This is a genomic window from Psychrobacter sp. TS_SC_6, assembly GCF_056156305.1.
The window spans coordinates 656702-672007 of sequence record NZ_CM149590.1; the positions used below are offsets into that span (position 1 = coordinate 656702).

12 protein-coding genes, 2 tRNA genes and 1 rRNA gene are annotated in these 15306 nt (G+C 43.0%); 12 read left to right on the top strand and 3 right to left on the bottom strand.

Features of this window, described 5'->3' with window-relative positions; genetic code table 11:
• Positions 1 to 104 precede the first annotated feature (104 nt).
• Positions 105 to 1751, top strand: coding sequence for a chaperonin GroEL (gene groL, locus AC0J5Y_RS02905; protein ID WP_475131438.1), 1647 nt, complete (start codon positions 105 to 107; stop codon positions 1749 to 1751).
• A 203-nt stretch (positions 1752 to 1954) separates the two neighbouring features.
• On the opposite strand, the gene yaaA is transcribed toward groL, so the two are convergent.
• Positions 1955 to 2755, bottom strand: coding sequence for a peroxide stress protein YaaA (gene yaaA / locus AC0J5Y_RS02910; protein ID WP_475131439.1), 801 nt, complete (start codon positions 2753 to 2755; stop codon positions 1955 to 1957).
• A 472-nt stretch (positions 2756 to 3227) separates the two neighbouring features.
• On the opposite strand from yaaA, the gene AC0J5Y_RS02915 reads away from it, so the two are divergent.
• The 6 genes from AC0J5Y_RS02915 (at position 3228) to AC0J5Y_RS02940 (ending at position 8098) form a co-directional block, all read left to right on the top strand.
• Positions 3228 to 4385, top strand: coding sequence for an NAD(P) transhydrogenase subunit alpha (locus tag AC0J5Y_RS02915; protein ID WP_475131440.1), 1158 nt, complete (start codon positions 3228 to 3230; stop codon positions 4383 to 4385).
• Between the two features lie 115 nt (positions 4386 to 4500).
• Positions 4501 to 4833: a proton-translocating transhydrogenase family protein gene (locus tag AC0J5Y_RS02920; protein ID WP_325245621.1), complete on the top strand. Its 333-nt coding sequence runs from the start codon at positions 4501 to 4503 to the stop codon at positions 4831 to 4833.
• Positions 4830 to 6230, top strand: a complete 1401-nt coding sequence (locus tag AC0J5Y_RS02925; protein WP_475131441.1) for an NAD(P)(+) transhydrogenase (Re/Si-specific) subunit beta — start codon at positions 4830 to 4832, stop codon at positions 6228 to 6230. The genes AC0J5Y_RS02920 and AC0J5Y_RS02925 overlap by 4 nt, the downstream gene beginning before the upstream one ends.
• A gap of 373 nt (positions 6231 to 6603) precedes the next feature.
• Positions 6604 to 7158 carry an acyl-CoA thioesterase gene (locus AC0J5Y_RS02930; protein ID WP_475131442.1) on the top strand — a complete coding sequence of 185 codons (555 nt, stop codon included), beginning with the start codon at positions 6604 to 6606 and terminating at the stop codon, positions 7156 to 7158.
• Positions 7159 to 7256: 98 nt separating this feature from the next.
• Positions 7257 to 7466, top strand: coding sequence for a Fe-S cluster assembly protein IscX (gene iscX, locus AC0J5Y_RS02935; protein ID WP_011279849.1), 210 nt, complete (start codon positions 7257 to 7259; stop codon positions 7464 to 7466).
• A 98-nt stretch (positions 7467 to 7564) separates the two neighbouring features.
• Complete coding sequence (locus AC0J5Y_RS02940; protein WP_475131443.1) at positions 7565 to 8098, top strand: GyrI-like domain-containing protein; 534 nt, start codon at positions 7565 to 7567, stop codon at positions 8096 to 8098.
• 66 nt (positions 8099 to 8164) lie between these two features.
• Here AC0J5Y_RS02940 and dapE read toward each other — a convergent pair whose 3' ends face one another.
• Both dapE and AC0J5Y_RS02950 read right to left on the bottom strand, forming a co-directional pair.
• On the bottom strand, positions 8165 to 9388 hold the full coding sequence (gene dapE, locus AC0J5Y_RS02945) for a succinyl-diaminopimelate desuccinylase (protein ID WP_475131444.1): 1224 nt from the start codon (positions 9386 to 9388) through the stop codon (positions 8165 to 8167).
• A 102-nt stretch (positions 9389 to 9490) separates the two neighbouring features.
• Positions 9491 to 10249 carry a 2OG-Fe(II) oxygenase gene (locus tag AC0J5Y_RS02950; RefSeq protein ID WP_475131445.1) on the bottom strand — a complete coding sequence of 253 codons (759 nt, stop codon included), beginning with the start codon at positions 10247 to 10249 and terminating at the stop codon, positions 9491 to 9493.
• A 150-nt stretch (positions 10250 to 10399) separates the two neighbouring features.
• On the opposite strand from AC0J5Y_RS02950, the gene AC0J5Y_RS02955 reads away from it, so the two are divergent.
• From AC0J5Y_RS02955 to AC0J5Y_RS02975, 5 genes are all read left to right on the top strand, one after another.
• On the top strand, positions 10400 to 11275 hold the full coding sequence (locus AC0J5Y_RS02955; RefSeq protein ID WP_475131446.1) for a 23S rRNA (adenine(2030)-N(6))-methyltransferase RlmJ: 876 nt from the start codon (positions 10400 to 10402) through the stop codon (positions 11273 to 11275).
• Positions 11276 to 11285: 10 nt separating this feature from the next.
• On the top strand, positions 11286 to 12233 hold the full coding sequence (gene pssA / locus AC0J5Y_RS02960; RefSeq protein ID WP_475131447.1) for a CDP-diacylglycerol--serine O-phosphatidyltransferase: 948 nt from the start codon (positions 11286 to 11288) through the stop codon (positions 12231 to 12233).
• Positions 12234 to 13283: 1050 nt separating this feature from the next.
• A 16S ribosomal RNA gene (locus tag AC0J5Y_RS02965) occupies positions 13284 to 14822 on the top strand.
• Positions 14823 to 14907: 85 nt separating this feature from the next.
• Positions 14908 to 14984, top strand: a tRNA-Ile gene (locus tag AC0J5Y_RS02970).
• A gap of 6 nt (positions 14985 to 14990) precedes the next feature.
• A tRNA-Ala gene (locus AC0J5Y_RS02975) sits at positions 14991 to 15066 on the top strand.
• Positions 15067 to 15306 lie beyond the last annotated feature (240 nt).

Genomic DNA, 15306 nt, shown 5'->3' on the forward strand with positions numbered 1-15306 from the left:
AAAAGGCAATTTCGGCTCATTGTTTTTTAGCTGACAGCATTGATAATCATACTAAAGAATCATTCAATTGTATTCTCATACTTATAATAATGGAGTAATTTAACATGGCAAAAGACGTAAAATTCGGTATTGATGCCCGTAAACAAATGATGGACGGCGTAAACGTTCTAGCAAACGCAGTGCGAGTCACTTTAGGCCCTAAAGGTCGTAATGTGGTTATCGACAAATCATTTGGCGCGCCTACCATCACTAAAGATGGTGTATCGGTTGCCAAAGAAATCGAGCTTGAAAACAAATTTGAAAACATGGGCGCTCAATTGGTTCGTGAAGTCGCTAGCCGCACCAACGATGTTGCTGGTGATGGTACGACGACTGCGACGGTATTGGCTCAGTCAATCTTGCAAGAAGGCATGAAATCAGTTGCCGCTGGCATGAACCCAATGGATCTAAAACGCGGTATCGATAAAGCGGTACGTGCAGCTGTTGAGCAAATTCATTTGCTATCTACGCCAGCTGATGATTCAAAAGCGATTGCCCAAGTTGGTTCTATCTCTGCCAACTCAGACACCAAAATCGGTGAATTGATTGCGCAAGCGATGGAAAAAGTCGGCAAGCAAGGCGTTATCACCGTTGAAGAAGGTTCAAGCTTTGAAGATACCTTAGAAGTAGTCGAAGGTATGCAGTTTGACCGTGGTTATATCAGCCCGTACTTTGCTAATAAGCAAGACAGCTTAACCGCTGAGTTTGAAAACCCATATATCTTGTTGGTTGACAAGAAAATCAGCAACATCCGTGAGATCGTGCCACTACTTGAGCAAGTCATGCAGCAGAGCAAACCATTGCTTATCATCGCTGAAGACGTAGAAAACGAAGCATTGGCAACACTAGTTGTAAACAACATGCGTGGCGGCTTAAAAACTTGTGCCGTAAAAGCACCAGGTTTTGGCGATCGTCGTAAAGCAATGCTTGAAGATATCGCAACGCTAACTGGCGGTACCGTTATCTCTGAAGAGATTGGTCTGAGCCTTGAGACTGCGACCCTTGAGCAATTGGGTACCGCTAAGAAAGTCACTGTCGGTAAAGAAAACACCGTTATCGTTGATGGCGCTGGCAACTCTGCTGACATCGAAAACCGCGTTGAATCTATCAAACGTCAAGTAGAAGAATCAACGTCTGACTACGATAAAGAAAAGCTTCAAGAGCGTATGGCAAAACTGGCTGGCGGCGTTGCCGTTATCAAAGTGGGCGCTGCGACTGAAACTGAAATGAAAGAAAAGAAAGACCGTGTTGACGATGCGCTACATGCGACTCGTGCTGCGGTTGAAGAAGGCGTTGTCCCTGGTGGCGGTGTTGCTCTAGTTCGTGCGATGAATGCATTGTCTGAGCTACGTGGCGATAATGACGACCAAAACGCTGGTATCAATATCTTACGTCGCGCGATGGAAGCACCATTACGTCAAATCGTGACCAACTCAGGCGAAGAAGCATCAGTGGTAGTGAACGAAGTGAAGAGCGGTAGTGGTAACTACGGCTACAACGCAGCTTCTGGCGAATATGGCGATATGCTAGAGATGGGTATTCTTGATCCAGCTAAAGTAGCACGTTCAGCGCTAGAGAACGCTGCTTCTGTTGCTGGTCTTATGCTAACCACTGAAGTCATGATTACTGATTTACCACAAGGTGATGATGGTATGGCTGGTATGGGCGGTGCTGGAATGGGCGGTATGGGTGGAATGGGCGGCATGATGTAATCAGCTTCTGCTACAAAGCGATTTCTCTTTGTCAGACGCGCTCAATGTACAATAGGTACTATTTTCGCGCGTCTTGCTCGACAAATCGCCTTTCGCTAGAAGTATGATTTTGTCATAACGTATTTGTTAAACCCAGTGCAAATAAAACCCCGATAGGCTGAGCTTATCGGGGTTTTTTATGCGTATCATAAAAGTATTAAATATTACTGATCCACTGCATCCCGTCTAAACACCCACGTCTTATCATCAGACAGCTTATCGACATAGTAATAGCCCGCCAAATCAAATTGCTTAAGCTGCTCAGCATTGGTCAGTTTATTATCCGCAGCATATTTCACCATCAGTCCACGCGCTTTTTTAGCATAAAAGCTAATCACTTTATATTGACCATTCTTTTCATCTTCAAATCTTGGCGTGATAATCTCCGCATTTAAAGCTTTTTTCTTTACCGCTTTAAAGTATTCATTAGAAGCTAAGTTGATCAATACTTTGTCATCGCTATCAGCCATGCGCTTATTAATAATCTTAGTGATTTCTTCGCCCCAAAACTCATATAAATTATCGCCATGCTCATTTTTAAGCTTGGTACCCATCTCAAGTCGATACGGCTGAATAAAATCCAGTGGCTTTAGTACGCCATAAAGCCCGGACAAGATACCCAAATGTTCATTAACATAAATAGCAGTATCTTTATCCATGCTATACATATCAAGACCCGTATAAACATCGCCATCGAACAAATAACCAGCTGGTTTGGCATTATCATCCGTAAAGAGTTCATTATCACTCCAAGCCCAGTCTTGATTGCGTTTGGCATTGAGCTGCGATAAATCATCAGAGATACCCATAAGCTCTTGCAAATCAATCGGCTCTTTTGACTTTAATATTTTCATTAATGCTTGCGAGTGTTTGATAAGCTCAGGCTGACTATAGTTGTTACCCAAGTTAACTGGTATAGCATCTTTCTCATTAAGAGATTTGGCAGGAGAAAGCAAAAAATACATGATTATTCCTTCTTGTTATGAATCAATGGCTATAGCTGTATGATGCACAGTTTATTTATTATATGTCATCCATAAGTTTAACTTGACTTAATGACAATCGTTTTGTATTTTTGATTACAATCATAAAAATATTTCATGATTGTAACTAATATGTATGCCTTTATATTCCAATACCTTATAGGTTGTAAGCGAAATATAGAAAGTAAAATTTTTTAATATAACAATAAAAGTTAGGATTATGGTTTTAATACCAAACTTTTTATTTTACTTGTGGGTCATCATTAGACCATGAAAGTTAGCAGACGATATCTCTATAATAAAACGACATGATGGTAAAAGCGCCATCATTTATTAAATTGATATTCTTTGGTCTTAAGTGTTAAACCAACCTGACCAAAGATTTTTTGTCCCCTGTGCTTTTTAAATGTGCGTTGAGGGTATCAAAAGTAATCACTAGACGTAAGGAGACGGTATGAAGATCGGTGTTATTAGTGCAGAGAGCGCAAGCGAGAGTCGGGTAGCATTAACCCCAGACGCGGTAAAAAAGCTACGCAAACTTGGGTTTGAGGTTGTCATCCAGTCAGGTGCGGGTCAAGCCTCTTATTATGCGGATGAATTATATCAGGCTGCGGGTGCTGATATTGCCAATAGTAGCATTGATATCGTCGCACAGTCTCAGATTATCACTACTGTTAATGATTTACCAACGGCAGTAACTGAGCATTTAACGTCTGGTCAAATCGTCATCGGTATGCTTGATCCCTATCGCAATACCCAACTGGATACTTATGCTGCCAAAGGGGCTACCGCTTTTGCCATGGAGCTATTGCCACGCACCTTATCACGCGCACAGAATATGGACGTCTTGTCTTCACAAGCCAACCTTGCCGGTTACAAAGCGGTGTTGCTCGCTGCCAATGAATACTCACGTCCTTTCCCGATGTTTATGACCTCAGCTGGTACGGTTAAGCCTGCCAAAGTCGTTATTCTAGGTGTTGGAGTTGCAGGTTTGCAAGCGATTGCGACAGCGAAGCGTTTAGGCGCCGTCGTTGAAGCCAGTGATTTACGTCCGACCGCTCGCGAGCAAGTGGAGTCATTAGGTGGTAAATGGCTTGATGTCCCAATGAGTGCGGAGGAGGCTGAGACAGCTAAATCTACAGGCGGCTATGCGTGGACGCCGTCTGAGCAATATATCAAAGACCAAGCTGCTATTGTTGATAAAGCCTTGAGCAATGCTGACATCGTCATTACGACTGCACAGATTCCGGGTCGTCAAGCGCCGCTTTTGGTACACCAATCAACCATTGCTAAGATGAAAGCTGGTTCGGTGCTGATCGATATGGCTGCTGGCACTGGCGGAAACGTTGAAGGCAGTGTCGCTGATGAAACGATTACGACGTCAAATGGCGTGCGTATTGTCGGTGCAGCTAATATTCCCTCACAGTTGGCGGCGCAATCTTCAGACTTGTATGCCAATAACCTCGTTAATTTTATCACCACTTTAATTGCGCCTACCGCTATAGATGACGCTACAGCAAACACAATGGCACTCAACTTAGACATGGAAGATGAGATTCAAGGCGCATTAGCGGTAACGCATGACAATCAAGTACGTCTTGCTAAACGCTAAATGCTAAATTTCAGGTCTCGATACTTTCATTATCGTAAATTTGCCAGACACGAACCAATTTTAGGAGGATAAGATGATTGCCACTATTTTAGCGGCAGCGCCAGCCGGTGCGGCCATGAGTAGCACGCCATTCGTAGCGATTTTTACCGTATTTGTGCTTGCTATTTTTGTTGGATATTACGTTGTTTGGGGTGTTACGCCCGCCTTGCATACGCCATTGATGGCAGTAACCAACGCTTTATCAAGTATTGTGATTGTCGGTGCAATGCTACAAACCGTCACCATTGATGGTTCGATATTCACACCGACCAGTTTGCTTGGGGCTTTTGCGGTATTTTTAGCCAGTATCAATATTTTTGGTGGTTTTGCCGTGACTGAGCGTATGCTGTCGATGTTTAAGCCAAAAGTAAAAAAAGCAGTAGTAACAGATACTGGAGGTGACGCATGAGTGACTTATCAAATATGATTGCGGCAAATGCGGACTGGTTTTATCTCGTCGGTGCCATTCTTTTTGTTTTGACGTTACGTGGTTTATCTAGCCCAAAAACGGCGATTCGTGGTAATCGCTTGGGTATGGTTGCTATGGCGATTGCCGTTGTAACAACTTTCTTCCTAGCGGAAGGTCCCGTGCTTTGGTTAATCATCGGTGCGATGGTATTGGGTGCTATCGTCGGTATGTGGAAAGCAAAAACCGTCGCCATGACCCAAATGCCAGAAACGGTTGCCTTGATGCACTCGTTTGTCGGTTTGGCAGCGGTGGCGATTGCATTAGCAACGGTACTGCATACTGAACAACAGCATGGCGCGGTTGCTCGTGTTGAATTGTTTATCGGTTGTTTCATCGGTGCGATTACTTTCTCAGCATCTGTCTTTGCCTTTGGTAAATTGGCAGCGAAGAGCTGGGCTAAGACCTTAATTGGTAGTTGGGTAAAACCTGTCCAAGCGGCACTTTTCATTGCGATGATTGCGTTCGGTGGTGTGTACTTTGTCACTGATTCATTACCTGCTTTCTATGCGATGGCAGTGATTGCAGTGATTTTTGGTTGGATGTGGATTGCGCCAATTGGTGGTGGCGATATGCCAGTGGTCGTGTCGCTATTGAACTCATTTTCAGGGTGGGCAGCAGCGGGTATTGGTTTTACCCTTGGCAACTCGATGTTGATTATTGCAGGTTCGCTAGTCGGTTCGTCAGGTGCGATTCTATCTTATATCATGTGTAAAGCCATGAACCGCTCATTACTCAATGTATTATTTGGTGGTATGGGTACATCAGCGGTCGCAGCTGGCGGCGATGATGGCGCGCCGAAAAATTACAAAGCAGGCTCAGCAGAAGATGCAGGCTTCCTTATGGCAAATGCTAGTAGTGTGGTGATTGTCCCAGGTTATGGGATGGCGCAAGGTCGTGCACAAAATGCGGTTAAAGAATTGTATGAGCTATTAAAAGAAGAAGGTGTCAATGTTCGTTTTGCCATTCATCCGGTTGCTGGTCGTATGCCAGGACATATGAACGTGCTATTGGCGGAAGCAGATGTGCCTTATGATGATATTTTAGAGATGGATGAGATTAACTCAGACTTTGCCAGTACCGATGTGGTATTAGTTATTGGTGCTAATGATGTTGTAAACCCATCTGCGAAAGACGATCCAACGTCACCAATCTTTGGTATGCCGATTCTAGAGGTTACTAAAGCCCAAACGATTATGGTTATCAAGCGTTCAATGAGTACGGGTTATGCCGGTCTAGATAACAGCTTATTCTATATGGACAAAACCATGATGATCTTTGGTGATGCCAAGAAGATGGTCGAAGAGATGGTTCGCAGTATCAACGGTGCTGGTCATTAATAGATCTCTTGCATAAGTCATTGCTAGCCCTTGATACTCTGTTAGCGGAGGTCAATAAAACGGTACTTTTGCAAGAGGTCTAATCTTTAAAATAGGTTTTACACATCATTTTTTAAACAGAAGCTTTCACATAAAAAAGTCACTGAGGTGGCTTTTTTTGCGTTAGAGTATTGCCCATCTAAAGCTATCTACAATGTATAGTTAAAATACCTTAAAAACGCTACGGTACTGCTGGTATAAATTTTTTGCAGCCTCTGTCTGCGTAGGCACAGCAAGCAAGAAAAATTAATATCAGCAGTACGTTATGTATCGATATTGCTTTTCCCTGACTATATTTTCTCATTATCAATATCATAAAATAAGAAGGTTTCTTATGAATATGCTGTTGCGTTTCTTTATTATGGTAAGCCTACTCAAACAACAACTTAAGCAGCAATCGATAAGCAATCACCTGAGTATTGAGACATTGACAGCACCAACTGCGCGTCAGTATCGGGTATTACCACATGACATGGGTTTTCGCGATCACCTGCCAAATTATCGCTATTTATCTTTTATTGAGCTAAATATCACCAAATGGCTGATAAGCTGCTGTCATCACAAAGGCATTAAAAATCTCGGCTGGATTATTGCTATGCAGGAGATGGTTTATCTTAAACAAGTTAAGTTTTTAGATAAAATGATAGTGAATAGTAAAGTTGTCGGTTGGGATAAAAAATATGTCTATTTTGAGCATCGCTTTTTTGTTAAGAACCAGCTGATGGCAGTGGGTATGACCAAGTTTGTCTTAACCAATAAACAAGGCAAGTGCGCAACTGAGGTGCTAGATATGACGGGTGAGCAGCTGACAGAAGTTATTAAGTCATGGAATGCCCACCAAATAGCCATCAAAGCTGCCAAATCTACTGAATCAACAAAGGCTGCGTAACCAACTTGCCTATAATCCTATGATGAATTTTGGTAGGATAGCGCATATATATTTTATAATGCTATTTTATAAAAATAATTGAAAAATGAGGAGCTACTATGACCCCGCAGAAGTTAAAATGGACAGACAGCTTAGATATCGCCATTGAGCTTTATGAAAAATTTCCAGAGACCGATCCGCAGTATATTCGCTTTACGGATTTGCATCGCTGGGTGACTGAACTTGAAGGCTTTGATGATGATCCGCAACGCTCCAATGAAGGTATCTTAGAAGCGATTCAGATGAATTGGATCGACGAAGCCGACTAGATTGACCTTTTGACTATTTTTTGATAATTAGCATAGCCTTAATAACAAACATAGTTTTAATAAACATAATCTCAAATGAAAACAGGACATATTGTCTCATGACTGCACCAATCCAAGAACTAATCGACGTACAAACTTGCACAGGCATCAGCGTACGCACCACCAACACCGATGAAATCAGCCATGAAACGGCAAAGTTAGGCAAGCTATGGCAAAGTTTTTACAAAAATCACGTGAGCCAACTTGAAAAGGATCAGGATATCTATGGTATTTATCATAACTATGAGAGTGATGATGTAGGCGCTTTTGATGTGGTTGCGAGTTGGAAAGTGAGCAGTCAGCAAGATGGGCAAGAAAATTCAGACAATGACGACACGGCTAATACTGTTAAAGCTACTAAGAATAAAAATGCAAGCAACCTAACAACGGTCACTATTCCGGCAGGAAAATACATGGTGTTTTCTGAATACGGTAACATGCCTAATACCGTGATGAATGCATGGGAAAAAGCGTGGACGTATTTCAATGATCCAAGCTGTGAGCATACGCGAACTTATAACGTCGACTTTGAGCGTTACGTTGAGGGTAAGTTAGAATATGGTCAAGTCGAGCTGTATATTGGTATTGAGTAAAGTAATTAATATCTATAATAAAAAAGCGCCATCTGTATGAGATGGCGCTTTTTTTACCAATGCTTATTAATCTAATAGTAAATTCTCTAAAATCCCTTCATAAATCTGCGCCAATTTCCCTAAGTCGTCTACCTCAACTTTTTCATCAACCTGATGAATCGTTGCATTACGCACACCAAGCTCAACCACTTGCGCACCGGTTGGTGCAATAAAGCGTCCATCTGATGTGCCGCCAGAAGTTGATAATATCGTATCGGTTCCGGTCACAGATTTAATCGCTTGCTGGCATGCCGAGACTAATTTACCTTCAGGCGTCAAAAACGGCTGCCCAGATAATTTCCAATGAATATCATAAGCTGCTTTGCTATCAGCGAAATATTTATCAAAGATAGCATGTGTTTTCGCTTTTAGTTCATCTTCAGTCGTTTCTGTTGAAAAACGAAAGTTAAATACAGCCTCTAAGGTTTCAGGAATGACGTTGGTTGCGCCCGTTCCACTATTGATATTAGATATTTGCAGGGAAGTCGCAGGGAAGTAATCATTGCCATTATCCCAAGTAGCATTGGTCAGTTCTGCGAGTGCCGACATAGCCGCATGAATGGGATTTGAGGCAAGGTGCGGGTAGGCAACGTGACCTTGTTTACCAGTGACAGTGAGCACTGCGCCGAGCGAGCCACGACGACCATTCTTGATGATATCACCAAGTGTATCCGTGCTTGATGGTTCACCAACCAAGCAATAAGTAATTTTCTCATTGCGCGCTTCTAGCGTTTCTACTACCTTGACTGTGCCGTTAATAGATGGACCTTCTTCATCTGAGGTGATCAGAAAAGCAATAGAGCCATTATGGTTAGGGTGATTGGCAACAAAACGCTCAGCGGCGATGGTAAAAGCGGCAATGCCAGTTTTCATATCCGCAGCACCGCGTGCCCATAAATAGCCATCTGCAATGGTTGGCGTGAATGGCGGATAGGTCCAATTATTTTCATCACCTGTCGGGACAACGTCCGTATGACCAGCAAAGCAAATGACCGGATTGGTAGTACCACGCCGCGCCCATAAGTTTTTAACTTCAGCGTGTTCGCCTTTTGCTTGTCTATCACCGTAATACATAAATTCACAGTCAAAGCCTGCTTGCATCAGCCGCTCAGATAATATGTCTTGGCAGCCATCATCATCTGGCGTCACTGAAGGACGTTTAAGTAAGGCGATACTTAAATCCAATGTTGCTTGTTGATGAGTTGTTTGCGTATGAGACTGAGTATTTCGGTTTTTATCAATGTCTGACATGAGAAGCCTTTTTATTACGAATTTATAGATAGAGTGAGTATAGATGGAATCGTTAATGAGGTGTCGCTCGTGAGAGATTTCTTATAAATATGACAGAACTACTTAAATATTGTCTTCTACAAATGGTACTAAGCCATCACGGCGCATCCAAGTTGCGATAGAGTAACGCTGACGATGAGCGATTTGCACCTGATGTTGTAGGTCACTATCGAATATCACCAAACGATTGGCAACAGGCATCACATTGTGATGGATACCATGTTTGTCAACGACTTCTAGTGCGCCGCCGTCATGCGCTGTCCAGTCATCGTTAAGATAAAACACCGCAGAGATAACACGTTCATCACGCCCAGATGGATTGTCACTATGCCATTGATAGCCAAAACCTACTGGATAACAAGCATAATGCGCTTCACTGTGGCGAATACCAGCGAACAAGCTTTGATTGAATAGAGTAGCAAGCGCATTGATACTATGCAGATAATAATATCCTGCAAAAAATTCTCTGGTAATCCAACGTATCTTATCGCCGCGAATATCACTGATACGAATACCCGCTGTCAGCTGAGCATCACGATAGTTGATAAAGCCACTTTCTGCTTGCAGTGCTAATAAGGCTTTTCGTTCAAAGACATCGTCAATAATGAGCCAACCATCATCAACAAACGTATCCAATTCCTTATCTATCAGCTTATGTTCCCAATTAACCACAAAATCAGAGGATTGTAATAAATGTTGGATCGGCAGCGCCTGATTCTTATAGTTAGTAGAATGTAAAGATAACAGTGGCAGACTCTCCTTACCTATTGGATTATCAACCACCAACGTCGTCACATCAAGATTGCTAATAATCTTCGTCATTTTTTCTCGCTATCGTCCATTATCTGTCGTTACACCGTCAATCTATATCTTTACCCGGCCAATCTATGCCTTTTTACCAAAACCATCGTTATCTTTTAGCCATCCTATGCTACCATAGATGCAATTTTTCTTATTTAAACTTTTGAACTTATGAATTATAAACACGCCTATCACGCTGGTAACTTTGCCGATGTTGTTAAACACATTTTATTGGTACAACTACTGAACCAAATGGGGCAAAAAAATAAACCCTTTTATGTGCTTGATGCTTATGGCGGTCGTGGACTGTATTCGCTCGGCAGTGAAGAGGCTCGCAAGACGGGTGAAGCCAAAGGTGGCATCCAAGCCTTAGTAAAAGCCGATGTTGAAAAAGCACCAGCTGCCATCAAAGATTACATGGAAGGCATTAAGCAAGCCCGTTTTACCTATGACAAAAAAGTCTATCCGGGTTCGCCGTGGTGGATTGCTCATCATGTTGAAAAAAATCCAGATGCTGGCGTGCGCGGTGAAGCGTTTGAAGCCAAAGCCAGTGAATATGATGCACTGAATTATCAGCTGCATAAATTGCCCATTGGCATTCATCATCGCAATGCTTTTGAAGGTATTGGTGCTGTGATTCCGCCAAAAGAAAAGCGTGGCTTGATATTTTTAGATCCTCCTTACGAGCAGGAGCACAAAGATTTTACACGTCTAATCGATTTGTTGGTACATTCTTATAACAAGTGGCCACAAGGCACTTATGCGTTATGGTTCCCAATCAAGAACATCGATGCGGTTGAGCTGTTCTATAAAAAACTCAAGCGTACTGAGATGAGACGTCAGCTGGTCTGTGAGCTAAATATCTATCCTAAAGATATCGCTGTCGGTCTGAACGGTACAGGGTTACTCGTGATTAATCCGCCATGGCAGTTCGATAACCAAGCGCGTGAGATATTACGTTTCTTACAGCCTGTATTAAAAGTGGCTGATGCACCAGATTTAACACCTGATAGTGCAACCACCGTCCGCTGGTTGGTTGGCGAATAAGGATATTGTTATGACGACTGATCAATCATCACCTAGCCTTGAAAAAAACGATCTTGCAAAGGGCAGTCTGGTCACTGATAAAGTGATGAATGACGGTTTGGTCAAAGAACCCTTATTACAAGATAGCGCTGCCACTCAACCGCCTTTTGTGGATGAGCATGATTTCGATATTCGCTTGGCGGATAATGAGAACTATGATGGGTTGACGTTTGAGGTGATTGAAGCAGAAGTCGCTGAAGGTAAGCGAGTAGTCAGTCGTGGCGTATATCTAGCGCCCAACTTGATTACGACTTTATCGCTGCTGTCAGGCTTTTATTCGATATTAGCGAGCACACAGGGCGAGTTTTATAAAGCTTCTTTAGCGATTTTCTTATCGGCTATTTTGGATGGTGCAGATGGCAGGGTAGCGCGTATGCTCAATGCGCAAAGCCCCTTTGGTGAACAGTATGATTCGCTTGCCGATATGTTAGCCTTCGGTGTTGCACCGGCAATCTTAATTTATAGCTTTGCTTTGCAGCCATTAGGTCGTATTGGGCTTGGCTGTGCGTTTGTCTTTACTGCCTGTGCCGCCTTCCGTCTAGCGCGTTTTAACGTTCAGATTGGTGAGGTCGATAAAAAATACTTTGTTGGTTTGGCCAGTCCGCTTGCCGCTATTTTGGTGACAGCAGCTGTTATGGTTGCCGTTGATCACAATCAATGGATCGGACAATACGATACGCTTGTGATGTTTTTATTTGCTGCTTGGGTCGTTATTTGCGGTTTGCTGATGGTTAGCAACGTAAAATACTATAGTTTTAAAGAGTTTGATAAGAAGAAAGTCCCTTTCGTGGTGCTTATCATTGGTGTGCTGGTCATGAGTATTGTGCTTTATGACATCCCTGTTGGTATTTTAGCGATCGGTATTATTTATGCTTTGTCAGGTATTGTTAGCACTTTACAGGCTAAAGCAACTATGTAAACATTATGTAAAACTTGCGATCACCATCATATTAAGGAATTTACCAATAGGTACGTTCCTTTTTTATATGCTCTTAATATATATAAATATAGCGAATTCAATATTCAAGCGATACAGCTGAATTGGGATGATTTTTACGCAGCCTCTGTAGATATAGGCATAGGCACAGCAAGCCAGTAAAATTCATTCCAATCCCGCGTTGCAACATAACGTCATAACGTTTCTGTTTTATCTAGAGTTGGCTGTATTGGTATTTGCTTTTAATAGATTTTTAAAGCTTCTATGATTCCTACTTTTAAAAAAAACATAAATCTTAGGAAAATCAGTTAGGATAAAAGATAATTATTTAAATTCCTCTCAATATAAATTGCCAGTAGTAACAGTCGGTTAGCGGGGTAAGTTAACTTAGCGACATAATGACCAACATCATTGATGAGTTTCCCCTTGACCGTCTCCTTAAACAGCGTATACTGCGCATCAGTTGAAAGGGCAGGCGGCTTGGGAAGTGGTTTACCACCGACGTTTAATAGCGAAGCTATTAAGCAGCCAAAATATTTAATTTCAGATTCATTGAAATTAAAATAATTTACCTCTTGACTTACTAATTAAAGCGTCTATAATACGCACCTCATTAAGACGAACCGGAATCAGCTACTGTGTGATTACACAATAACTAACCAGTTAACTTAAAGAAACAAATCAAGAAAAGAAGTTGACAGACTATTAAAACATGATATGATGGTCAGCTTGCTAAATAGGATAAACCAGATTGGTTTAATTATTTAGAAAGAACACTCTTACTGGACGACAGTAGAGACATTATTTAAAAGCATAACTAAAGAACAACTTGTGTGGATTTTTGCTGATTCAGAATGTTAAAAAATAAAGTTGGTTTTACTCTCTTTTCGGGAGTCATTCTAACTATAAAAATTATCATTTAAGACAGCAGAAAAACTCAAAGTTAATTCATTACGAACATAATTTTTAGCGATTTGCCAGATTAAATGAGCCAAGTTTAGAAGCTTCTTTAAAGAGCTTCATAGCAAGATTAAACTGAAGAGTTTGATCATGGCTCAGATTGAACGCTGGCGGCAGGCTTAACACATGCAAGTCGAGCGGAAACGATGATAGCTTGCTATCAGGCGTCGAGCGGCGGACGGGTGAGTAATACTTAGGAATCTACCTAGTAGTGGGGGATAGCACGGGGAAACTCGTATTAATACCGCATACGACCTACGGGAGAAAGGGGGCAGTTTACTGCTCTCGCTATTAGATGAGCCTAAGTCGGATTAGCTAGATGGTGGGGTAAAGGCCTACCATGGCGACGATCTGTAGCTGGTCTGAGAGGATGATCAGCCACACCGGGACTGAGACACGGCCCGGACTCCTACGGGAGGCAGCAGTGGGGAATATTGGACAATGGGGGAAACCCTGATCCAGCCATGCCGCGTGTGTGAAGAAGGCCTTTTGGTTGTAAAGCACTTTAAGCAGTGAAGAAGACTCTTCGGTTAATACCCGGAGACGATGACATTAGCTGCAGAATAAGCACCGGCTAACTCTGTGCCAGCAGCCGCGGTAATACAGAGGGTGCAAGCGTTAATCGGAATTACTGGGCGTAAAGGGAGCGTAGGTGGCTCGATAAGTCAGATGTGAAATCCCCGGGCTCAACCTGGGAACTGCATCTGATACTGTTGAGCTAGAGTATGTGAGAGGAAGGTAGAATTCCAGGTGTAGCGGTGAAATGCGTAGAGATCTGGAGGAATACCGATGGCGAAGGCAGCCTTCTGGCATAATACTGACACTGAGGCTCGAAAGCGTGGGTAGCAAACAGGATTAGATACCCTGGTAGTCCACGCCGTAAACGATGTCTACTAGTCGTTGGGTCCCTTGAGGACTTAGTGACGCAGCTAACGCAATAAGTAGACCGCCTGGGGAGTACGGCCGCAAGGTTAAAACTCAAATGAATTGACGGGGGCCCGCACAAGCGGTGGAGCATGTGGTTTAATTCGATGCAACGCGAAGAACCTTACCTGGTCTTGACATATCTAGAATCCTGCAGAGATGCGGGAGTGCCTTCGGGAATTAGAATACAGGTGCTGCATGGCTGTCGTCAGCTCGTGTCGTGAGATGTTGGGTTAAGTCCCGCAACGAGCGCAACCCTTGTCCTTAGTTACCAGCGGGTTAAGCCGGGAACTCTAAGGATACTGCCAGTGACAAACTGGAGGAAGGCGGGGACGACGTCAAGTCATCATGGCCCTTACGACCAGGGCTACACACGTGCTACAATGGTAGGTACAGAGGGCAGCTACACAGCGATGTGATGCGAATCTCAAAAAGCCTATCGTAGTCCAGATTGGAGTCTGCAACTCGACTCCATGAAGTAGGAATCGCTAGTAATCGCGGATCAGAATGCCGCGGTGAATACGTTCCCGGGCCTTGTACACACCGCCCGTCACACCATGGGAGTTGATTGCACCAGAAGTGGATAGCTTAACCTTCGGGAAGGCGTTCACCACGGTGTGGTTGATGACTGGGGTGAAGTCGTAACAAGGTAGCCGTAGGGGAACCTGCGGCTGGATCACCTCCTTATAGATGACATTCGGTCAGCAAGAATTCACAACAAGTTGTTCTTTAGTTTAAGCTAGTTTATTAGCTAGAGGTATATGCCTCGTACAGGCCTGTAGCTCAGCTGGTTAGAGCACCGTGTTGATAACGCGGGGGTCGGCAGTTCAAGTCTGCCCAGGCCTACCATTATTAGGGGCCATAGCTCAGTTGGTAGAGCGCCTGCCTTGCACGCAGGAGGTCAACGGTTCGACTCCGTTTGGCTCCACCACATAATAAACGAATCTTTAGATGCTAATAAGTAAATAGGTATCAAATAGAAACAAGTGATTCTGATATAGCAATATATCAACATGATTACTTCTTTCTGTTTTATACAGAATCTGTGACTCGACGAGAGCATAGAGACTATTTAAAAACATAGATATGAGTCTGGGTTAGGAACACGTGTTCACGCGTTGTTTCTAACCTTAGTAATCAGCTCCTTAACGACATCAGTTGTTATCCCAGG